Genomic DNA, 20,302 nt, shown 5'->3' with positions numbered 1-20,302 from the left:
CTCGATGGGTCGGAACTGGTCGCAGTAGCCGACCAGTGTGGTCTCGGCGTCCTGGACCAGTTGTGGGTCGAGGTCGGTGGGGAGCTCGGACAGGATGTTGGTGATCACGCGGGCCTGTGCGGCCGTCACCTGGCCTGTGCGCAGGCCGGCGGCGACAGTGGTGCGGATCTCGAGTGCTTTCGCGAGCCGGGCGTCGGCTCGTGAGAGGGCTGGATCGGTCCTGGTCGCGTGGGAGAGCCAGGCCGCGGCGTCGCGGGCGCCGGACTCCTGGCCGATGTCGTCTGCTGCGGCGAGGACCCGGAGCCGTAGCTCGGTGAGCTGGGCCTCGGCCTGGGCGAGCTCGACCAGCGCGGTCTGCTTCTGTGCGGTGTCCATGAAGACCGGCTGGACCTCACCCACCGCAGCGAGTGCCGCGCGTACCTCCCGCGCGCACCCCAGGATCGGGTGGGTGCGGGTGGCGGTGGCGACGGACATCCGGGGGCTCCTCGGGCAGGCACGACAACGGGGTTGTCGCCCTCCAGGAGGCACCGGTGGTGCAGCGACTCCACACCCGGACGGTGCGTGTCATGTCCTGACGAACTCAGACCTCGGGTGCCCGGGACCTCTCGATGCGTCCCGGCCGTCGGCCGTGGCACGATCGTACACCTGTTCGAATGTCCGCGCAAGACGATCATTCACTGTGTGGAGACGGAGACCTCGCCGAAGTACGCGTGGTCCCGGGTCGTCACGCGGTGCACCCCGATCACCCGACGCAGGCGATGGGCCGCGCGCTCGACCTGGAGCTCGCCGCCGGCCACGCTCACCTCGACAGTGGCGAGGTGGCGTTGCGGGTCGGTCCGGTAGACGAAAGCGGTCACCTCGTGGGCATTGAGGAGTACGGCGAGCCGCCCCACGAGGCTCTGTTCGTGGGTCGCCTCCACGGTCAGGTCGACGGTCAGGTCCGCATCCATCAGGTCCATGTCCGGCCCCATCAGTTCACGGCCCGGCTCGTGCCCGCCCAGTACGGCGCGCGCAGCTCCCGCTTCTGCACCTTGCCGGCCGGGGAGAGGGGGAGGGCGTCGATGAAGTCGACCGATCGCGGGGCCTTGTAGCCGGCGACGAGGGCCTTGCAGTGCTCGCGCAGCTCGTTCTCCGTGGCCGTGTGGCCGGGCAGGAGCGTCACGACGGCGTGCACGCGCTCGCCGTACACCTCGTCGGGGACGCCGATGACGGCGCAGGCCGCGACGGCGGGGTGCTGGGCGAGGACGTTCTCGACCTCGGCGGAGTACACGTTCTCGCCGCCGGTGACGATCATGTCCTTGATCCGGTCGACGATGAAGAGGTAGCCGGCGTCGTCCAGGTAGCCCCCGTCGCCGGTGTGCATCCAGCCGTCGCGCAGGGCTGACGTCGTCTCGTCGGGCTTGTTCCAGTAGCCGCTCATCACGTGGCCACCGCGGACCGTGATCTCCCCGACGGTGCCGCTGGGCAGCTCTGCGCCGTCGGCGTCGACGATCCGGATCTCCGTGTGGGGCGCTGATCGTCCGCCCGAACGCAGTCGGGTGCCGTCGACGTGGTCGTCGGCGGTGAGGAGGGTGACGACCGGCGCGAGCTCGGTCATGCCGTAGGCCTGCACGAAGCGCGCCTCCGGGAAGGTCGCCATCGCCCGCCGCAACAGGGCTTCCGGCATCGGCGATGCGCCGTACAGCACTGCCTGGAAGCTCGACAGGTCGTAGTCCGCACGGTCGGGGTGGTCCACGACCATCTGGATCATGATCGGCGGCAGCATGGCCGTGGTGATCCGGTGCTGCTGAATGGCCCGCATGACGGCGACCGGCTCGAAGGACGGTACGACGACGTGCGTGCCGCCGACGAGGGTCTGCATGTTCCACGTCGTGAGTCCCGCGAGGTGGAACAGGGGAGCGGCGTGCAGCATCCGCCCGCCCGGGACGGCGATCGGCTCGGCCGCCAGGCTGCCCATCGAGGAGACCAGCAGGTTGGCGTGGCTGAGCATCACGCCCTTGGGGAAGCCGGTGGTCCCGCCCGTGTAGAAGACCCCGGCGAGGGTGTCGCCGCCGTGGCGCCCGTCCGGCACGGGATCGGCGTCGGCCACGAGGGTCTCGTAGTCGTGCATCCCCGGTGGCGTGGGGCCTTGGCCGCAATGGATGACGACGTCGAGGACCTCGCGCAGCGAGTCGACGACGGGCGCGAACATGTCGTCCACGAGCAGCACCCGCGTGCCCGACTGCTCGAGCGAGTAGCGGATCTCCGGCTCCGCCCACCGGATGTTGACCGGGTTGACCGCGGCGCCCATCCACCAGCAGGCCTGGAGGTACTCGAGGTAGCGGTCCGAGTTGAGCGCGAGGATCGCGACGCGGTCGCCCGGTGCGACGCCCAGGTCCCTGAAGGCGCCGGCCAGTCGGGCGATCCGGTCCACCGACTCGCGCACGGTGCGCACGCGGTCGCCGTCCATGGTGAGCGGCGCGTGGGGGTTCTGCTGGAGCAGTCGGTGCAGGGATTGCGTGAGGTACATGTCATCACTCCGGAACTGCGTCGAGGGCGTCGAGCACGTCGAGGACCGCGTCGCGTACGACGCCGGGGGACTCCTGCGGGATGAGGTGACCGGCGTCGGCGACGATGACGACCCGCCCCTGGGGGGCGGCCTCCATCAGCGTCGCGGCGGTCCGGTTGAGCAGTGGCCGCAACGTGGCCATGCCGCGGTCGACTCGCCCGCCCTGCAGGCAGACGGTGGGCACGTCGGGGGTTCCGGCCTCCTGCAGCGCCACCATCACCGGCAGTGCTGCGCCGATCTGCGCGGCCTCGCGCGCTCCGGCCCGCATCGCCTCGGTGCAGGCGTAGTCACGCATGATCGTCGTCAGGTCGGCCGCGCTGATCTCGGGGGAGGCCCCGTGGGGCAGAGCCAGCTTCTCGATCAGGCGCCGCCCTCCGACCCGCGCCAGGAGCGACATCAGCTGCAGGGAGCGCGAGGTGATCCGCGCGGAGCCGGCGTCCATCGCCTCGGCGAGGGTCGCGTCGACGAACACCAGGCCGGCGACCCGGTCGGGGTGCCGGTCGGCGAAGCAGCGCAGGATCGGGCCACCCCAGCTGTGTCCGACGAGGACGACCGGCGCGGTCTCGTCCAGTGCGTCGAGCACCGCAGTCAGGTCGTCGGTCAGTCGTTCGAGCGTCCTCGGGTGGGCGTCGACGTCGCTGCCGGCGTAGCCCGCGCGGTCGTAGGACAGCGTGCGGGTGCGGGCGCTGATCTCCCGCTGCGTGTGCACCCAGCTGGCCGCCGGTGCGCTCATCCCGGCCTCGAGGACGACCAGCGGTCCGGTGCCGGTGCCTGCGACGACGACGCGGATCCGTCGGCCGTCGGGCAGCGAGACGTGCTGCTCGGTGAGGCCTGCGCCGGGGTCGAGCGTGCGCGGGGTGGGTGTTGGTCGTGAGCCCATGACGTGGTCCTTCACTGGTACCAAGGGGGAGGGTGGATGTCCTGCCAGGACGCGGCCGCCTCGAGCTCGGCGGCGAGGGCGACCAGCGCTGCGTCGTGCTGGGGTCGCCCGATCAGCTGCACGCCGTGGGGAAGGCCGGCCTCGTCCAGGTGGGAGGGCACGGCGACGGCCGGCTGCCCGGTGAAGTTCACCCAGGGTGTGAAGCAGGACCAGTCGAGCATCAGGCTCGACACGTTCTCCACGCCCTGCTGGGCGAAGTGCCCGATCGGGACCGGCGGACCGTTCGTCGCGGGGGTGAGGGCGACGTCGATGTCCTCGAACACCGACAGCATCGAGCTCGCATGCCCGGCGAGCACGGAGTGCGCCGTCAGCACGTCCTGGGCGGAGAGCTGCCCGCAGACGTCCATCAGGTGCCGGGTGTAGCTCCGGAGCTGCGGTCGCGACCCGACCGGCGCCATCAGGGTGGCTGCGTGTGCGACGGTCGTCGCGAACCACGTCTCCAGCGCGTCCCGGACCAGCTTGTCGCCCACGCCCGGGTTCGGGATCTCGCGGACGTCATGGCCCAGTTCCCGCAACAGGTCGACAGCTCGTCGTACGGCGGCGACGGCTTCGGGATGCGGGTCCGCAGCGAGTCCGGGGTCGGTCCACGCGGCGATCCTCAGGCGACGCCCGGGCCCGCTCGCCGCGGCGTCGGTGAAGCGTGAGGGCGAGGTCCATCCGTAGAGATCGCCGGGGGCGGGACGGGCCATCACGTCGAGCAGGAGGGCCGCGTCGGCGACCGTGCGGGCCAGCGGCCCTTCGGTGCCGACGGCCATGAAGGCGGACGCCGGCGCCGAGCTCACCAGGCCACGACTCGGCTTGATGCCGACGAGGTGGCAGGCCGACGCCGGTGTGCGGATGGATCCCGCGCTGTCGCTGGCATGGGCGAGGGGGAGCAGGCCCGCGGCCACCGCCGTCGCCGCGCCACCGCTCGACCCGCTGGAGTAGTGGGTGGTCGCGTAGGGCGTGACGGACGGGCGCTCGGTGACGTCGTTCTCGGTGAAGCAGCTGGCGCCGAACTCCGGGGTGTTGGTCTTGCCGACGAAGACCGCTCCGGCCCGTCGCAGCAGGCCGACGGTCCAGGAGTCCTCGGCGGGCACGTGGTCGGTGAAGGGCGCTGAGCCGAAGGTCGTGCGCAGACCGGCCGTGGGGGCGAGGTCCTTGATGCCGAGGGGCAGCCCGGTGAGAGCCGGCAGCACGCCCTGTTTGCCGCCCTGGTCAGCGCCCTGGTCAGCCCCCTGGTCGAGCAGCTCGTCGGCACGCGCCGCGGACTGCAGCGCGGCGTCGCCGTCCACGGTCACGAAGGCGCCGAGGTCGGGATCGAGTCGGGTGATGCGGTCGAGGTAGTGACGGGTCAGGTCGGCGGAGCTGATCTCGCGCGTCCGAAGTCCCTTCACCTGCTCCGTCGCGCTGAGCTCGTGCAGGTCGCTCACGGCGACGCGGTCCGGGTGAGCCAGCCGTGTGCGGTGGCTGCCACCGCCGCCAGGTGGTCCTCGGTGAGCGGGATCCGGCTGAGCAGCCGTCGGTGCATGAGCGGCCCCTCGAGGAGCTCGGCCAGCAGGTGCAGGTCCTCGCCGGAGACCGCCGTGATCTCTCCTCGCTCGACCGCTCGCTCGATCGCATTGCCCAGGTTGCGGCCTCGGCCCTTGGCCATGGCGTCGAAGGCGGTTGCGGCGTCGGAGTCCTCGCGCAGATCGGCCAACCAGCCCACCAGCCCGTCGACCCAGGGGGAGGACCACGCCTCGGCGAGGTCGGCGACGTACGCCTCGAGGTCGGAGGACAACGCGCCCGTGTCGAAGGCGGAGACGGCCGGCAGGTGCTCGGTCAGCGTGTCGGAGACCAGCTGCGCCTTGGTCGACCACCGGCGGTAGACGTCGGAGCGGTGGGCGCCCGCCTGGGCAGCGACCTGCGACAGGCTCAGCGCCTCGTACCCCTTGTCGACGAGCAGCGACCAGGCCGCTGCGAGCAGGCGCTGTTCCAGTTCGAGGTCTCTCGGTCGGCCAGCCATGGGCGCTCCTTCGATTTAAACGACAATGTGTTGCGCAACACACCGTAGCGGAATATGGTCGTCCTCGCATCCCCAGCATCGCAAGGTCTCCTGCGACGCATCGCCCGCTCGGGCGCGGCCCCACTCCTAGTGATCGAGGAACGTCATGAGACTCAACCAACGAACCGTCGCCACGGCGTTGACCCTCGCCGTCGCGGCTCTCGGCCTCGCGGCCTGCGGCGGCTCCAGCGACTCGTCCGACGCCGACCCGGCCTATGCCGACGGCAAGACCTTCACCCTTGCGATCACCGACGATCCGGGCTCGCTCGACCCGCAGCAGGCGGTCAGCGGGATCCTCGTCCAGCTGAACCGCTTCGCCTACGACAGCCTCGTCGCGGTCGACGCCGACGGAAAGATCGGACCGCGACTCGCATCGTCGTGGAAGGTGGACGGCACGACGCTCACGATGGAGATGCGCGGCGGTGTCACCTGTTCCGACGGCTCGGACTTCACTGCCCAGACGGCCGCCGACAACATCAACTACGTCGCCGACCCGACGAACCAGAGCCAGTACCTCGGGATCTACCTCCCGCCGGGGGCCGCGGCCACGGCGGACGGCGCGACGCTGACCGTCACCCTCGCCGCTCCGGCGCCGTTCCTGCTCAACGGGCTCGCCGACCTGTCGATGGTCTGCGACGCCGGGCTGAAGGACCGGGCGTCCCTGGCGACCACCACCTCCGGCACCGGTCCGTTCGTGCTCAGCAAGGCCGTCGCCGGCAGCCAGTACGAGTACGACGTGCGCGAGGACTACGTCTGGGGGACCGGTGACGCGACGACCGCGGACCCCGGCACGCCCGTGAAGATCGACGTCAAGGTCATCGCCAACGACACGACGGCGGCCAACGAGCTGCTGACCGGGCAGCTCAACGCGGCGACGATCAAGGGCGCCAGCGACGCGAACCGGCTCGCCGCGGCGGGCCTCGACGCGCACGAGCAGCTCTCGCTCGCGGGTGAGCAGTCCTTCAACCACGCCGAGGGCCACGTCACCGCCAGCACGGAGGTGCGCAGGGCGCTGACCCAGGCGCTCGACCTCGGCGAGCTGCAGAGCGTGCTCACCTCGAGCAAGGGTGAGCCCGCGACCCAGCTGGCGGTCACGGCGCCAGCTGCCTGCACGGGCAACTCGGTCGAGGGAGCCTTCCCGGACACCGACGTCGAAGCCGCGAAGGCAGCACTCGAGGGTGCCGGATGGGTCGAGGGCAGTGACGGGGTCCGGGTCAAGGACGGCAAGAAGCTGACCGTGAAGTTCAACTACCTGACCTTCCTGGGGCCGGGCGCCTCGGCCGCTGCCGAGCTGGCGGCGATGGCCTGGGAGAAGATCGGCGTCGAGGTGAAGATCAAGGGGATCACCCTCACCGACTTCACGGCGCTGGCCGTCAGCGGCGACTGGGACGTGCTCTGGGTACCCTTCAACGCGAGCAGCCCCGACCAGCTCGTGTCGATCCTCTCCGGACCCACCGCACCCGAGGGCAACAACTTCGCCTCGATCGAGAACGCCGACTACAGCGCCCATGTCGCCAAGGCGATGACCCTCGACGGCGCCGAGGGCTGCTCCGAGTGGCTGGCTGCGGAGGCGGCACTGTTCGAGCAGGCCGACCTCGTGGTGTTCGCCAACACGGTGCTGCGGACCTTCTCGAAGGGTGCGAGCTTCGAGTCCGCCGGCGGCATCATCGCGACGAGCATCAAGATGCTCGGCTGATCGCGACATGACCCTGCAACTGGCAGCGCCCGCCGTCCGCCCGGCCTCGTGGCTGGGCGGACGGTGGGTGCGGTTCGCCGTGCGTCGTACGGGACGCCTGCTCGTCTCGGTCTGGGTGCTGGCGACCGCGGCCTTCCTGATGGTCCACGCGGTGCCGGGCGACCCGGTCCGCGCGGCCCTCGGCGCCAACGCTCCGGCGAGCCTGGTGGAGGCCAAGCGTGCGTCGTTGGGCCTGGACCGGCCGCTGCTCGAGCAGTACCTCTCGTTCCTCCAGGGCCTGGTCACCGGTGATCTCGGTTCCTCGATCGTGACCCAGGTCGAGGTCTCGGAGACGATCCGGACCGGACTTCCCGGCACCCTGACCCTGGCCGTCGCGGCCTTCGTGCTCGCCGTCGCGGTGTCCATCCCGCTGGGGGTCGGCATCGCCGTCCTGACCCGCCGCGGCCGGGCCCGTCGTACGGAGTTCGCGTTCGCCGGGACCAGCGTCGTCCTCGGCACGATCCCGGACTTCCTGCTCGGCGTGCTGCTCGTCTACCTGTTCGCGGTCGAGCTCCAGTGGTTCCCGGTCGCCGGTCGCAGCGGCCCGGAGTCCTACGTGCTGCCCGTGATCGCCCTGGCCGCCGGAGCCGTGGCGATCCTGTCGCGGATCATGCGCGTCGAGATGCTCGCGGTCCTCGAGGCCGACTACATGCGTACGGCCCGCGCGAAGCGGCTGTCGCCGCTGCGGACGTACCTCGTCCACGCCCTGCCCAACGCCGTCACCGCGACCCTGACCATCGGCGGACTCCTGCTCGGCGGACTGGTCGCAGGCACCGTTCTCGTCGAGAACGTCTTCGCCTGGCCAGGCCTCGGTGGCACCCTCGTCCGCTCGATGCTCGGCAAGGACTACCCGCTGGTGCAGGGGATCGTCCTCGTGTACGGCGTGCTCGTGCTCCTCGTCCAGACGCTGGTCGACGTCCTCCTCGCCCTGCTCGACCCGCGCTCCACGATCGGAGACAGTTGATGCGCCGCGTCCTCACACCCCTCGGCATCACGGGGTTCGCCCTGTTGGCGCTGATCCTCTTCCTCGCCGTCTTCGCGCCGAGCATCTGGGGTGATCGCGCCACCACCGTGGACGTCCCCTCCGCGCTCCAGGGATCCTCCTCGGAACACTGGCTCGGCACCGACGCACTCGGGCGGGACCTGTTCGCCCGCGTGCTCGTCGCCACCCGGCTCTCACTGGAGCTCGCCGCGATCGCCACCGTCATCCGGGTCGCGGTCGGCCTGCTCCTCGGCACGGCGCCGATGTTCCTGGGCCGCCGTCTCGGTGGCGTGGTGATGGCCGCCGTCACGATCTTGGTGGCGTTCCCGGCGCTCCTGGTGGTCCTCTTCCTCGCCACGATCTTCGGGGTCGGCGCGACCGGTGCCGTCCTCGCGATCGGGCTCGCCGGTGCGCCGAGCTTCGCGCGGCTCTGTCACACGCTCTTCGCCAGCGTCGAGGCCAGCGACTACATCGCGGCCGCGCGGACCGCGGGGGTGAGCCGACCGCGGATCCTGTTCCGTCACGTGCTGCCGAACGTCGCCGAACCGCTGGTCGTCAGCGCGACCATCGACATGGGCTACACGTTGCTGGCCTTCGCCGGGCTCTCGTTCCTCGGCCTCGGCGTCCAGGTGCCGTCGTACGACTGGGGCCAGCTGATGCAGGACAACCTGTCGCGCATCTACACCGACCCCTTGGCGGCAATCGGCCCCGGCCTCGCCGTCGTCATCGCCGGGCTCGCCTTCAACTTCATCGGTGAGGCCGTTGCCCGTTCCTTCGGCACCCGGGACGACGTACGACGGCCCGTGGCCCCGCCGAGGCGCGTTCCTGCTTCCCTGCGGCGCCAGGACCAGCCGGACCTGCTCACCGTCGAGGACCTGCGCGTCGACTTCACGACGTCGCGCGGCGTGAGCCGGCCGGTGCGGGGCGTCTCGTTCAGCGTGAAGGCCGGCGAGGCCGTCGGCATCGTGGGGGAGTCGGGGTCGGGCAAGTCGATGACCGCCCTGGCCGTGGCGGGACTGGTCGACGAGGCGGGTGTCGTCGACGCGGGGCGCCTGAGCTTCGACGGCGCCGACCTGCTCGACGGAGGAGACCATCGCCGCCTGCTGGGGACGTCGCTGGCAATGGTGTTCCAGGACCCGATGACCTCCTTCAACCCGGCCCACCGCATCGGCGCCCAGCTGGCCGAGGTGGGGCGCACCCACCAGGCACTCGGTCGTCGCGTTGCGTGGGCTCGCGCGGTCGATCGGCTGCAGGCCGTCCGTGTGCGCGAGCCCGAGCGTCGCGCCCGGCAGTACCCCTTCGAGTTCTCCGGCGGAATGCGCCAGCGCGCCATGCTCGCGATGGGACTGATGGGCTCGCCGCGGCTGGTGATCGCCGACGAGCCCACGACCGCGCTCGACGTGACGGTGCAGAAGGAGGTGCTCGCGTTGCTCGGGGAGATCCGTGAGCAGGAGGGCGCCGCGTTGCTGTTCATCAGCCACGACGTGTCCGTCGTACGCGAGGTCTGCGACCGCGTCCTGGTGATGTACGCCGGCCGCATCGTCGAGGACCTGCCGGCATCGGAGCTCGACGAGTCATCGCATCCCTACACGCGGGCGCTGGTCGCAGCCGTGCCCCACATGGAGACGGACACCGACCGCCCGCTGGCCGTCATCCCCGGCCAGATGATCGATCCGTCGGAGTCGCCCGCCGGGTGCGCCTTCGCCGCTCGATGTCCCCGTGCTTCCGTGCGATGCGGCGTCGAGGAACCCGTGCTCGAGGTGCTGCCGTCGGGCGCGCGGGTCGCGTGTTGGCACCCTGGCGAGGCCCGGTCCGTGCTGATGGAGAAGGCGGAGGTACGTCGATGAGCCCACTCGTGCTGGACCAGGTCACCGTCAGGTACGGCAGGTCGACCGTCGTCGACGAGGTGTCGCTGACGGTGGAGCCCGGCCAGACCCTGGGCCTGGTCGGCGAATCGGGGTGCGGCAAGTCGACGGTGGCGCGGGCCATCGTCGGACTCGTGCCGTTGACCGGGGGACACGTCCTCCTCGGCGGACGGCCGTTGCCCCGACGTGGCCGCAGGCGCCCGGTGCAGATGGTCTTCCAAGACCCGTACTCCTCGCTCGACCCCCGCATGAGCGTCGGCGAGAGCATCGCCGAGGGTTTCGCGGAACGGCTGAGCCCGGTGGCGAGGCGCACCGAGGTGGCGCGCCTCCTCGACCTCGTCCACCTCGACCCCGCCCGGGCCAAGAGCCTCCCCGGCCGACTCTCCGGTGGACAACGCCAACGGGTCGCGCTGGCCCGTGCCCTCGCCGGTCGACCCGAGGTGGTCGTCGCCGACGAGATCACCTCCGCCCTCGACGTCTCGGTCCAGGCTGCTGTCCTGAACCTCGTCCGCGAGATGCAGCGCGAGCTCGGCCTGTCGATGCTGTTCATCTCCCACAACCTCGCCGTCGTCCGGTACGTCGCCCACGACGTCGCGGTGATGCAGGACGGGCGCATCGTCGAGAGCGGTCCCAGCGACGAGGTCCTGACCGTCCCGCGGGACGAGTACACGCGGACGTTGTTGGAGGCTGTGCCAGGAGCGGGCGCCTGACCGCAACGAACCTCGCCCGGGTGCGGGCTCGACCTCGGAGGTTCGCCCCGCCGTCAGGCACGACGTCCGCTGAGGTCCGTCGTCGAGAGCTGGAGCGGACGCGAGGATTTGAACCTCGACCCCTTCCCTGGAAGGGAAGCGTGCTGCAACTACACCACGTCCGCAGGGCCAGCCTCTGTCGAGCCTGACGCGCGTTCCAAGTATGGACCACCATCCGGGCACGGGTGGGGAGGGGTGGGGACGGGCTGGCCTCTAAGCCGGGTTCTGTCCCTGTTGCCAGGGGGCGACCATCCATCTAGGACTGCCGTTGCCGACAGCCTCGAGCGACCTACCCGCACACTCGGGCGAGCAGCCCTTTCAGTCGAAACCGGCGTGTGCTGTCTGGTCTTGCTCCGGGTGGGGTTTGCCTAGCTGCACCGGTCTCCCGGTCCACTGGTGGGCTCTTGCCCCACCGTTTCACCCTTACCGCGCTCCCGGAGGAGCGAGGCGGTCTGTTCTCTGTGGCACTTTCCCGCGGGTTGCCCCGGGTGGGTGTTACCCACCACCCTGCTCTGTGGAGCCCGGACTTTCCTCGGGATCCGACGCCTCGCGGCGATGGATCACGCGGTCGCCCGGCCAGCCCGTCCGATCCGGAGCCTAGTGGTCAATCGGCCCGGTGGGGGTTTCGTGGGGTGGTTTGCCGGGGTCAGCTCAGGGTTGATCCCGATGTACCCCGCGATCTCCGCTCCCTAGCGTCGAGCCATGGGCCGGATCCGCCGGCTCCTCGAGCGAGGATCCCCATGAAGGCGTTGGTCCAGGACATCTACGGCACCTCCGACGTACTCAGGCTGGAGGACGTCGCCATGCCCGTGCCGGCGGAGGGTGAGGTGCTCGTCCGGATCGGAGCCGCCTCCGTCAACGCGGCGGACTGGCACATCATGCGTGGCGAACCCCGCGTGGCGCGGATGATGGATCGACGCATCTTCGGGCGCAGGGCTCCGCGGGAACGGATCCGGGGTCGTGACTTCGCCGGCACCATCGAGGCCGTCGGACCCGGTGTCACCGACTGGCAGGTGGGTGAGGAGGTGCTGGGTGAGGACGAGGCGACCTTCGCGGAGCACGCCGTCGTCCCCACGTCCTGCCTGGCGCGGAAGCCCTCTGACCTGACCTTCGAGGTGGCGGCTGCGCTGCCGCTGGCCGCGACCACCGCCGATCTCTGCCTGACGGCCGGCCGGACCGCCGCAGGCAGCCGCGTCCTGGTCATCGGGGCATCGGGCGGGGTGGGCACCTTCGCGGTCCAGCTCGCCGTGGCGCAGGGCGCTGTCGTGACGGGTGTGTGCAGCTCCCGCAACCTCGCTCTCGTGGAGTCCCTCGGCGCCGCAGAGGTGATCGACTACGCCAGCGACGACTTCGCCAGGACCGGGGAGAGGTACGACGTCGTCCTCGACCTGGTCGGCAACCGCACGTTGCGGGACCTGCGCCGCGTCGTGGCCAAGGGCGGCACGCTCGTGCTGTCCGGCGGCGGCAACCCCGGCGAGGGTGCGCTTCTCGGGCCGGTCGGACTGATGGCCAAGGGCGGTCTGTTCGGTCGCCTCCTCGGCCTGCGGGTGGCGATCCCGATGGCGAAGCCGGATGCCGTCCGGCTGACCGAGATCGCCGCGATGGCGGCGCGCGACGAGATCCGCGTGGTGATCGACCGGACCTACCCGCTCGCCGACGCCGCAGCGGCCGTCCGTCACCTCGAGGTCGACCACGCGCGGGGCAAGATCGTCGTCGCCGGCTGACGGTCTCGCAGGAACAACGCCGTGCCCGCGGGAGTTGAGGTCCACATGAACGAGATGACCGAGCCGCAGTTCCGTGTCCAGGCGCCGGCGATCCTGTTCCCCGGAGCAGTCGGCAACCACGCGAGTGCCTATCGCACCGCCCACGACCTGCTCAGCCGCCGCGCACCCCGGGAGGCCCTCGAGGTCCTCGAGCCGGCCCTCGAGGAGGAGCCGACCAACCGGGGGCTCCGCTCGCTGCGGGCCTGGGCCTACCTCATGCGCGCCCAGCTCACGAAGGCCAGCGACGAGCTGGCCGATCTGGTCGCCGAGGACCCGTCGGACGCGTGGACCCGCCACGCCTTGGGGCGCGCGTTCGAGCGTCAGTCGAAGTACGACGAGGCGCTGCCACACCTGCGGCTGGCCGCCGCGATGACCGGCGACCCGGAGCACGAGTACGACGCGCTGCGGGTCGAGCGGGTCGCGGGCAAGCTCGGCTGAGGTCCCGACCTCAGGTGAGGCGAGTGATGTCCACGGTGACGTCGAGCTGCGCGGTGTCTGCTCCCGAGTAGATGCCGCGCAGCGGCGGCACGTCGGAGTAGTCGCGCCCGTGCCCGATGCCGACGTACCTCTCGCCGGGGGCGGTGTTGGTCGTCGGGTCGAAGCCCTGCCAGCCCTCGTCCCACCACTCCAACCAGGCGCGCGAGTCGCCGGCCACGGTCTCGCCGATGGCGGGCGCCTCGACCGGGTGGACGTAGCCGGAGATGTAGCGGGCGGGGATGCCGAGGGAGCGCAGGCCGCCGATGGCCAGGTGCACCATGTCCTGGTTGACGCCGGCACGTTGCTCCCAGGCGTGCGCCGCCGGCGAGTGGACGTCGGTCGCGCCGGGCAGGAACTCGATCTGCTCGCTGACCAGCGCGCACACCGCCAGTGCGGCGTCGCCGGGCCGTGACGAGCTGGCCCCGATGTCCTTCACCAGCGCGGCGAAGTCGTCGGGCGGCGCGACCAGGTCGGAGATCACGAGGAACTCCGTCCACCGGTCGCGGACCTCGCGGGCGCCGTACGCCTCCCACTCCGACGTCGCGACGGGGAAGCCGTTGCGGTTGATCTGCACGGTGGACGTCGCGGTGACGGTCATCGCGTCGTGCGGGTCGACGACCTCGAACGCCGTGACGGTGCAGCCGAAGTAGTCGGTGTAGGTGTAGGTCCACGGCTTCGGGCTGACGTCGAGCCGGTGGTGCACGACGATCTGCTCGGGCGTGGTGACGGGCGTCATCCGCGCCTGGTTGTACGACGCCATGGCGCGTCCGTCGTAGACGTACTCGGAGGTGTGCACGATCCTCAGCTGCATCGACATCAGACACCCACTCCCTTCCAGGCCACGGCTTCGGCGCCGGCGAAGTAGCGCCGGCTGATCGCATCCGTCGCAGCAGCGCACGTGCGTTGCAGTCGTTCCATCTCGTCGGGCAGGTCGGCGACCAGGTCGGTCAGGGCGCGGTACTCCAGCTCGGCGCGCATCCGCCCGATCAGCCGGTGTGCCTCGTCCTGGAACCCGGCGCGCCGCGGATCGCCACCGAGGTTGTCGAGCGCCTGCTCGGCGCGGTTGAGCGCGAAGATCACCGAGCGGGGGAAGAGCCGGTCCAGCAGCAGGAACTCCGCCGCTGCGCGGTCGGTCTCGATCCCGCGGTAGGTGCGCAGGAAGGCGTCGTACGCCCCGGATGCGCGCAGCGCAGAGGTCCACTGCCCGGCACCGTTGGACAGCGCCGTGGTCGCGAGCAGTCGCGAGGTCATGTCGGCACGCTCGATGTTGCGGCCCAGCACGATGAACTGCCAGCCCTCGTCGCGGGTCATCGTCGCGTCGGCCGTGCCCGTGATCAGGGCGGCGCGCTCGCGCACCCACTGGAAGACGTACGGCGGACGCAGCGCCTCGAAGTGGCCCGACGGGATCGGTCGCCACGTGGTGTTGATGACCTCCCACATCGGGACGGTCAGCGTCTCCCGTGCGCCACGAGCCGACTCGCGAGCAGCAGCGAAGATGGCGGCGATCGAGCAGGACGACTGCGGGTCGTAGGCCAGCAGCCGCAGCACCTGGTCGATGGTCACCGCGTCGAGGTCGACGCCCGCCTTCGCGGCATCGTCGGGCTCGATGCCCATGCAGGACAGCAGGTCGCGGCAGGTCTGTGTCTCGTCGACGCCGGCGTCCTCCAGCAGCAGCTGGGTGTGGACGTCGAGGATGCGGGCGGTGTCGTCGGCGCGCTCGATGTAGCGGCCGATCCAGAAGAGGGACTCGGCGATCCGGCTGAGCATCAGCTCACCTCCCGGTCGGTGATCGGCAGGTCCGCAGCCGCCTCGACGGGCGGTTCGACCGCCTGTGTCTGTTGCTGCTGTTGTTGCTGCTGGCCGGGAGAGGTCGGTCCGGCGAGCACCCAGGTGTCCTTGGTGCCGCCGCCGCGTGAGGAGTTCACGATCAGCTCGCCCTTGCCGAGCGCGACTCGGGTCAGGCCACCGGGCAGCACCCACACGCGGTTGCCGTCGTTGACGGCGAACGGGCGGAGGTCCACGTGGCGCGGTCCGAGCTCGCCGTCGACGAACGTCGGAACGGTCGAGAGCTGGACGACCGGCTGCGCGATCCAGGACCGCGGGTCCTCGATCACCTTGCCGCGGAGCTCGTCGAGCTCGGCCTTCGTCGCCCGTGGACCGATCACGATGCCCTTGCCGCCGGAGCCGTCGACCGGCTTGAGCACCAGCTCGTCGAGTCGGTCCAGGACCTCCTCGAGGGCCTCGGGCTCACCGCACCGCCACGTGTCGACATTGCGGATCACCGGCTCCTCGTTGAGGTAGTAGCGGATGACGTCGGGCATGTAGGTGTAGACGAGCTTGTCGTCCGCGACCCCGTTGCCGACCGCGTTCGCGAGCGTCACGTTGCCCGCCCGCGCGGCGTCGATCAGTCCCGGGCAGCCGAGCATCGAGTCGGCCCGGAAGTGCACCGGGTCCAGGAACTCGTCGTCGACGCGGCGGTAGATCACGTGGACCGGGGCCAGCCCCTTGGTCGTCTGCATCATCACCTCGCCGCGCCGGCAGACCAGGTCGCGCCCCTCGACGAGCTCGACGCCCATCGTCCGCGCCAGCAGGGTGTGTTCGAAGTACGCGCCGTTGTAGACCCCCGGCGTGAGTACGACGACCGTCGGGTCCGCGACGCCGGCCGGGGCCGCGGCACGCAGTGCGGCCAGCAGCCGCTGCGGATAGCTGGCGACCGGCCGGATCCGGTGCTGCGCGATGGTCTCGGGCAGGGCCGCCGAGATCGCGCGGCGGCTGGTCATCACGTAGGACACCCCGGAGGGGACGCGCACGTTGTCCTCGAGCACCCGGAACTCGCCGTTGTTGTCGCGGATCAGGTCGATGCCCGACACGTGCACCCGCACTCCGTTGGCGGGCCGGATCGTCGCGGCCTGCCGGTGGAAGTGGGAGCTGGTGGTGATCACCTTGCGGGGGAGGACGCCGTCGTTGAAGACGTTGCCGGCGTCGTACACGTCGGCCAGGAGCATCTCCAACGCCTGCACCCGTTGCTGCAGGCCCTTCTCGATCACCGTCCAGGTGTCCATCTCGATCACCCGCGGCAGGATGTCGAGCGGCATCGCCCGTTCCTCGCCGCCGATGTCGAAGGTGATGCCCTGATCCAGATAGCTCGCCTGGAGCGCTTCCACCCTGGTGATCAGCTCGGGAGTGCTCATCTTGTCCAGCGAGTCCCGCATCCGCAGATACGGCGGTCTCAGCTGGGCTCCGTCGAACATCTCGTCGTAGGCAGGCCCGCCGGTCCCGTAGCCCTCGAACATGGTGCTCATGTCCGGACACTACCCACGTCGCGTAACACGAATGTTGCAAGACGTGACCGCCCGAGGACATCGTGGCCGGGATCCGGAGTAGTTTCGGGGCATGTCGAGTGAGGGCGAGTACTGGTTCTGCCTCAAGCACCACACGGTCGAGGGCGCCGAGGGGTGCCCCAACAAGGACCGTCTGGGCCCCTATCCCACGCAGGCCGAAGCCGCGCGCGCCGTGGAGCATGCTGCCGAGCGCACGCAGGCGTGGGACACGGATCCCGACTGGAACGACAACGCCGAGGCTGCCGGGACTGCCGGGACTGCCGGGACTGCCGGGTCCGCCGATCCGGACGAGCGGGACCGCTAGTGCCGTTCTCCCGTCGGCGCCGGGTGCGCGCGGTCGCCATCGACCCTGCCACCGGCAGGACGATCTCGCCCTGGCCGTTCGTCGGCCTGGTCCTCGTGGTGTCGTCGCTGTTCCTCTACGCCTTCTCCGGGCTCCTCGCTCCGGGCTGGGCCGTCGCGGTGCTCCTGGTGACGTGGTTGGTGATGTTCGTGCTCGTCTTCGTCTGGTGGACCCCGCACCCGAGGCGCACGGTCGTGCTCGGCGTCGTCGCCTACCTCTGGTGGTTCGCCGCGATCACCGCGGGCGGCCTCCTCCTCGACTGGACGGCCTGAGTGGCGGGCGAGCCACGCCGTCGTCTGGCCCCGGAGGTACGCCGTGCGCAGCTCGTCTCCGCGGCCGAGGACGTCTTCGTCCGGCTCGGCTACCAGGGTGCGGCGGTCGAGGACATCGCTGCCGCCGCCGGCGTCACCCGCACGCTGATCTACAAGTACTTCGCCGACAAGGACGAGATCTATCTCGAGTGCCTCCGCGTGGCGCGCGGCGAGCTCGACGCCGCTGTCGTCGCGGCCGCCGGGGGAGTGGAGTCCCCCGAGGAGCAGCTGCGGGCGGGCCTGCGGTCCTACTTCCTCTTCGTGCGCGACCGCGGCTCGACCTGGGACGTGCTCTTCGGTGGCGGCGCCGCTGTCGCCGGGCGCGTGGCGGAGGCCGCCTCCCGCCACCGCTACGAGACGGCCGAGGTGATCACGGCGCTCATCCTCGGCGCGGCCCCGCACCTGGACCAGGACTCCGCGTCGACGTACGCCCACGCGGTGTCGGGTGCCGGTGAACAGGCCGCCAAGTGGTGGCGCCGCCACCCGCACATCGAGACCGAGGTCATGGTCGAGCGGCTGATGGACGTGCTGTGGACCGGCCTCGAGCGGATCGCCGAGCAGAACGGCTGATCAGTGGGTGATCCGCCACTCGGCCACGTCGATGACGAAGTGCGACAGCACGAGAGCACCGAGGTAGAAGGTCGACACCGCGAGCGCCGCGCCGATCCGGACGCTCACCGGGCTGCGGCGAACGTGCGCGAAGGCGGTCGCGGTGGCCCAGCCGAGGGCCGCCTCGGCGGGCAGGACGTAGACCGCGACGCCGTTCCAGCGCTGGGTGTCGCCGGTGGGCTCCCACAGGCCCAGGGAAGGGGCGAGGAGCTCGGTGCCGAGGAAGATCGCGCCTGCCAGCAGTGCGGCCAGCCCGGGCCGACCGCCCGCGAGTGCGACCGCGGCGAACAGGGGCGCGACCCACATCGCTGCCATCGCCAGCGGGATGACGTCGTCGACCCGTGGGCCGCCGGTGTCGGGGAAGCGCAGGGTCCCGACCAGGTCGGCGAGCACCCAGTCCGGCAGCACCTGGAAGACCGACACGAACGCCAGGAACCCGGCCAGCGCGAGCAGGTCGGCGTTGCCCTTCGCCCGGCACACGGCGAGGAGCGCGACCACGTAGCCCACGACGCAGACCAGGACGCCCCAGCCCTGGGCGGGCTCGTCGAGCGACAGGGCGACGGCGCCTCCGGCGAGCAGCGCCACGTGGACGCCGATGATCGGGCCGAGACCCCTGCGGGACAGGCCTGAGGCCGTGGCGGTGGTGGTCACGGGGACAAGGTAGCGAGTACTCCGGGGGCCGGGACCGGCGTGGACTACAGTCCACCCCATGACCTCCACGCAGCACTAGGCCGCGGGTGACCGGCATCGCCGGTCGCCGTGCTCCCGCGCCCTTTTCCTCCTGCTGAAACCGGAGTCATCCCATGACCGGCGTCCCCGACGCCGGGAGTCTGCGCCTGCTGCTCAGCGGGCCGGCGGTCGCGCGCACCTTCGTGCTCGCGCTGCTCGGCCGACTGGCCTACGGCGTCCTCCCGCTCTGCCTGTTCTTCACCGTCCGTCACGCCACCGACTCGTTCGCCCTCGCCGCAGGGTGCTCCGCGGCCGTCGGCTTCGCATCGCTCGTCATGCCCGCGCAGGCGAGGCTCATCGACCGCTGCGGACAGCACCGGGTCCTGCCCGTTGCCGCGGCGGCGTACTCGTCACTGCTCGTCCTCGGCGCGGTTATCGCCCAGGTGTCGCTGCCACCCGCCGCCTGGCTGGGGTACGGCGTCCTCCTCGGGCTCACCGGACCCGTGCTCGGCCCCTCGATGCGCGCGCAGTGGCGCGAGATCGCCCCGGAGGGAGTGCAGCGGCAACGGGCCTACTCCCTCGACGCGGTCTGCGAGGAATCGCTCTACCTGCTCGGCCCACTGGTGGCCGGGCTGGTGCTCACGTCCGGTCCGGCCTGGCTCGGACTGCTCGTCGCCGCGGGACTGGTGTGGTGCGGCGTCGCCGGGTTGGTGCTCTCGCCGTACCGACCCGAGGCCGTTGCCCCGGCGCCGCACCCCGCCGAGGTGTCGCGACGAGCAGGTCTGCCGCCCGGCGTCGCGGCCCTGCTCGGCACCGGTGCACTCTTCGGCGCCGGGGGAGCGGTCGCGTTCGTCGCCATCGCTGCCCTGGCCGACGATCTCGGTCGGCCCGCCGTCGCCGCACTCGTCGAGACCGGGATGGCCGTCGGTGCCGTCCTCGGCGGACTGCTGTGGGCGAGGTCGCGGCGCCAGCGAAGCGCCGGCCCGGTGCTCGCCGGGTTGCTCGTCATCGTCGCCCTTGCGCAGGTGGCGGCCTCGGTCGCCGTACCCCAGCCGGTGCTGGTCGGTCTCGCCCTCGCCATGGGCGCGCTCGCCACTTCGCCCGTCTTCGTGGTCGCCTTCACCCTCGCCGACACCCTCGTGCCGCCCGAGCGCCGGACCGAGATGTCGACGTGGGTGACGGTCGGCATCAACGGCGGCGCGGCCATTGGTACGGCGCTCGCCGGGCTCGTCGTCCCCCACGGCATCGGGACCGCATTCCTGCTGGCTGCCCTGCTCTCGACGGTCGCTGCAGGGTGCTCCGGCATCATGGGGCCATGGCCATCCACATCACCGACGACCCGGACGCCGACGAGCTCCTGACGACCAACCCCTTCGCGCTGCTGGTCGGGATGATGCTGGACCAGCAGTACCCGATGGAGCACGCCTTCATGGGGCCGCAGAAGGTCATCGGCCGGTTCGGCAGCTTCGACCCGGCGGCGATCGCGGCGGCCGACCCCGAGGAGTTCGCCGCGATCTGCGCGACCACCCCGGCGATCCACCGGTTCCCCGGATCGATGTCGGCGCGGCTGCAGGAGCTGGCCCGGATCGTCACCGAGGAGTACGACGGCGACGCGTCCCGGATCTGGACCGAGGCCGCCGACGGCAAGGACCTGGCCAAGCGGCTGCAGGCGCTGCCCGGCTTCGGGGCGCAGAAGGTGAAGATCTTCGTGGCGCTCGTGGCCAAGCAGCTCGACGTACGTCCGACCGGGTGGGAGAAGGCAGCCGGGGACTACTCCCTCGAGGGGTTCCGCTCCGTCGCCGACGTCGTCGACCCGGCCTCGCTGCAGAAGGTGCGTGAGTACAAGAAGGCGGCGAAGGCAGCCGCGAAGGCCTGAGCCCGCACCGGGATCGACCACGAGATCGACCCAGAGATTCCTCGCTCGTCTGAACGGGATGTGAACTG

Annotated in this window: 21 protein-coding genes, 1 tRNA gene and 1 other RNA gene; 11 read left to right on the top strand and 12 right to left on the bottom strand. The window is 71.0% G+C overall.

Features of this window, described 5'->3' with window-relative positions:
- From ASE01_RS22400 to ASE01_RS22375, 6 genes are all read right to left on the bottom strand, one after another.
- The coding region (locus tag ASE01_RS22400) for a DUF222 domain-containing protein (RefSeq protein WP_056757997.1) at nucleotides 1–474 on the bottom strand (474 nt) is incomplete at its 3' end.
- 200 nt (nucleotides 475–674) lie between these two features.
- Nucleotides 675–959 carry a hypothetical protein gene (locus tag ASE01_RS22395; protein ID WP_056757995.1) on the bottom strand — a complete coding sequence of 95 codons (285 nt, stop codon included), beginning with the start codon at nucleotides 957–959 and terminating at the stop codon, nucleotides 675–677.
- Between the two features lie 11 nt (nucleotides 960–970).
- The gene (locus tag ASE01_RS22390) at nucleotides 971–2,509 is read right to left on the bottom strand and encodes an acyl-CoA synthetase (RefSeq protein WP_056757992.1); all 1,539 of its coding nucleotides are present in this window, start codon (nucleotides 2,507–2,509) and stop codon (nucleotides 971–973) included.
- 4 nt (nucleotides 2,510–2,513) lie between these two features.
- Entirely contained in the window at nucleotides 2,514–3,428 is a 915-nt protein-coding gene (locus tag ASE01_RS22385) for an alpha/beta fold hydrolase (protein WP_157537725.1), read from the bottom strand.
- Nucleotides 3,429–3,439: 11 nt separating this feature from the next.
- Nucleotides 3,440–4,900: an amidase gene (locus ASE01_RS22380; protein ID WP_056757987.1), complete on the bottom strand. Its 1,461-nt coding sequence runs from the start codon at nucleotides 4,898–4,900 to the stop codon at nucleotides 3,440–3,442.
- Complete coding sequence (locus tag ASE01_RS22375; RefSeq protein ID WP_056757984.1) at nucleotides 4,897–5,475, bottom strand: TetR/AcrR family transcriptional regulator; 579 nt, start codon at nucleotides 5,473–5,475, stop codon at nucleotides 4,897–4,899. The genes ASE01_RS22380 and ASE01_RS22375 overlap by 4 nt, the downstream gene beginning before the upstream one ends.
- A 145-nt stretch (nucleotides 5,476–5,620) precedes the next feature.
- On the opposite strand from ASE01_RS22375, the gene ASE01_RS22370 reads away from it, so the two are divergent.
- Genes ASE01_RS22370 through ASE01_RS22355 form a run of 4 tightly spaced genes read left to right on the top strand, consistent with a single transcriptional unit; the run spans nucleotide 5,621 to nucleotide 10,806 of the window.
- A complete protein-coding gene (locus ASE01_RS22370) occupies nucleotides 5,621–7,210 on the top strand; it encodes an ABC transporter substrate-binding protein (protein ID WP_056757981.1) in 1,590 nt (529 codons plus the stop codon).
- A 7-nt stretch (nucleotides 7,211–7,217) separates the two neighbouring features.
- Entirely contained in the window at nucleotides 7,218–8,213 is a 996-nt protein-coding gene (locus ASE01_RS22365) for an ABC transporter permease (protein ID WP_056757978.1), read from the top strand.
- Complete coding sequence (locus tag ASE01_RS22360) at nucleotides 8,213–10,078, top strand: dipeptide/oligopeptide/nickel ABC transporter permease/ATP-binding protein (RefSeq protein WP_056757976.1); 1,866 nt, start codon at nucleotides 8,213–8,215, stop codon at nucleotides 10,076–10,078. The genes ASE01_RS22365 and ASE01_RS22360 overlap by 1 nt, the downstream gene beginning before the upstream one ends.
- Entirely contained in the window at nucleotides 10,075–10,806 is a 732-nt protein-coding gene (locus ASE01_RS22355) for an ABC transporter ATP-binding protein (protein WP_056757974.1), read from the top strand. Before ASE01_RS22360 ends, ASE01_RS22355 begins: the two co-directional genes overlap by 4 nt.
- Nucleotides 10,807–10,896: 90 nt before the next feature.
- Here ASE01_RS22355 and ASE01_RS22350 read toward each other — a convergent pair.
- Nucleotides 10,897–10,970, bottom strand: a tRNA-Gly gene (locus ASE01_RS22350).
- A 73-nt stretch (nucleotides 10,971–11,043) separates the two neighbouring features.
- Nucleotides 11,044–11,429, bottom strand: an RNA gene (rnpB, locus tag ASE01_RS22735) — RNase P RNA component class A.
- Nucleotides 11,430–11,585: 156 nt separating this feature from the next.
- Between rnpB and ASE01_RS22345 the strand changes: the two genes are divergently transcribed.
- Nucleotides 11,586–12,569: an NAD(P)-dependent alcohol dehydrogenase gene (locus tag ASE01_RS22345; protein ID WP_056757971.1), complete on the top strand. Its 984-nt coding sequence runs from the start codon at nucleotides 11,586–11,588 to the stop codon at nucleotides 12,567–12,569.
- 21 nt (nucleotides 12,570–12,590) lie between these two features.
- The gene (locus ASE01_RS22340; protein WP_235536154.1) at nucleotides 12,591–13,046 is read left to right on the top strand and encodes a tetratricopeptide repeat protein; all 456 of its coding nucleotides are present in this window, start codon (nucleotides 12,591–12,593) and stop codon (nucleotides 13,044–13,046) included.
- A 10-nt stretch (nucleotides 13,047–13,056) separates the two neighbouring features.
- Here the strand turns inward: ASE01_RS22340 and ASE01_RS22335 are convergent, their stop codons facing one another.
- From ASE01_RS22335 to ASE01_RS22325, 3 genes are read right to left on the bottom strand one after another with little or no spacing between them, the layout of a single operon-like run.
- On the bottom strand, nucleotides 13,057–13,902 hold the full coding sequence (locus ASE01_RS22335) for a transglutaminase family protein (RefSeq protein WP_200958965.1): 846 nt from the start codon (nucleotides 13,900–13,902) through the stop codon (nucleotides 13,057–13,059).
- Complete coding sequence (locus ASE01_RS22330; protein ID WP_056757964.1) at nucleotides 13,902–14,852, bottom strand: alpha-E domain-containing protein; 951 nt, start codon at nucleotides 14,850–14,852, stop codon at nucleotides 13,902–13,904. Before ASE01_RS22330 ends, ASE01_RS22335 begins: the two co-directional genes overlap by 1 nt.
- Nucleotides 14,852–16,387 carry a circularly permuted type 2 ATP-grasp protein gene (locus ASE01_RS22325; protein WP_082606316.1) on the bottom strand — a complete coding sequence of 512 codons (1,536 nt, stop codon included), beginning with the start codon at nucleotides 16,385–16,387 and terminating at the stop codon, nucleotides 14,852–14,854. The genes ASE01_RS22330 and ASE01_RS22325 overlap by 1 nt, the downstream gene beginning before the upstream one ends.
- Nucleotides 16,388–16,478: 91 nt before the next feature.
- On the opposite strand from ASE01_RS22325, the gene ASE01_RS22320 reads away from it, so the two are divergent.
- From ASE01_RS22320 to ASE01_RS22310, 3 genes are read left to right on the top strand one after another with little or no spacing between them, the layout of a single operon-like run.
- Nucleotides 16,479–16,730 carry a hypothetical protein gene (locus ASE01_RS22320; RefSeq protein WP_082606315.1) on the top strand — a complete coding sequence of 84 codons (252 nt, stop codon included), beginning with the start codon at nucleotides 16,479–16,481 and terminating at the stop codon, nucleotides 16,728–16,730.
- Nucleotides 16,730–17,041, top strand: a complete 312-nt coding sequence (locus tag ASE01_RS22315) for a hypothetical protein (protein ID WP_056757959.1) — start codon at nucleotides 16,730–16,732, stop codon at nucleotides 17,039–17,041. Before ASE01_RS22320 ends, ASE01_RS22315 begins: the two co-directional genes overlap by 1 nt.
- Nucleotides 17,042–17,650, top strand: a complete 609-nt coding sequence (locus ASE01_RS22310) for a TetR/AcrR family transcriptional regulator (RefSeq protein WP_056757956.1) — start codon at nucleotides 17,042–17,044, stop codon at nucleotides 17,648–17,650.
- Here ASE01_RS22310 and ASE01_RS22305 read toward each other — a convergent pair whose 3' ends face one another.
- The gene (locus tag ASE01_RS22305) at nucleotides 17,651–18,340 is read right to left on the bottom strand and encodes a DUF6989 domain-containing protein (protein ID WP_056757953.1); all 690 of its coding nucleotides are present in this window, start codon (nucleotides 18,338–18,340) and stop codon (nucleotides 17,651–17,653) included.
- Nucleotides 18,341–18,492: 152 nt separating this feature from the next.
- On the opposite strand from ASE01_RS22305, the gene ASE01_RS22300 reads away from it, so the two are divergent.
- Together ASE01_RS22300 and ASE01_RS22295 are read left to right on the top strand one after the other, a co-directional pair.
- Nucleotides 18,493–19,719, top strand: a complete 1,227-nt coding sequence (locus ASE01_RS22300) for an MFS transporter (RefSeq protein WP_056757950.1) — start codon at nucleotides 18,493–18,495, stop codon at nucleotides 19,717–19,719.
- Nucleotides 19,674–20,234, top strand: a complete 561-nt coding sequence (locus ASE01_RS22295) for an HhH-GPD-type base excision DNA repair protein (RefSeq protein WP_056757947.1) — start codon at nucleotides 19,674–19,676, stop codon at nucleotides 20,232–20,234. Before ASE01_RS22300 ends, ASE01_RS22295 begins: the two co-directional genes overlap by 46 nt.
- The last annotated feature ends 68 nt before the right edge of the window (nucleotides 20,235–20,302 follow it).

This window comes from Nocardioides sp. Root190, assembly GCF_001428565.1.
Taxonomy (GTDB): Bacteria; Actinomycetota; Actinomycetes; order Propionibacteriales; family Nocardioidaceae; genus Nocardioides.
The sequence above is the reverse complement of the archived record's forward strand: the minus strand, read 5'-3'. Positions and strand labels throughout refer to the sequence as shown.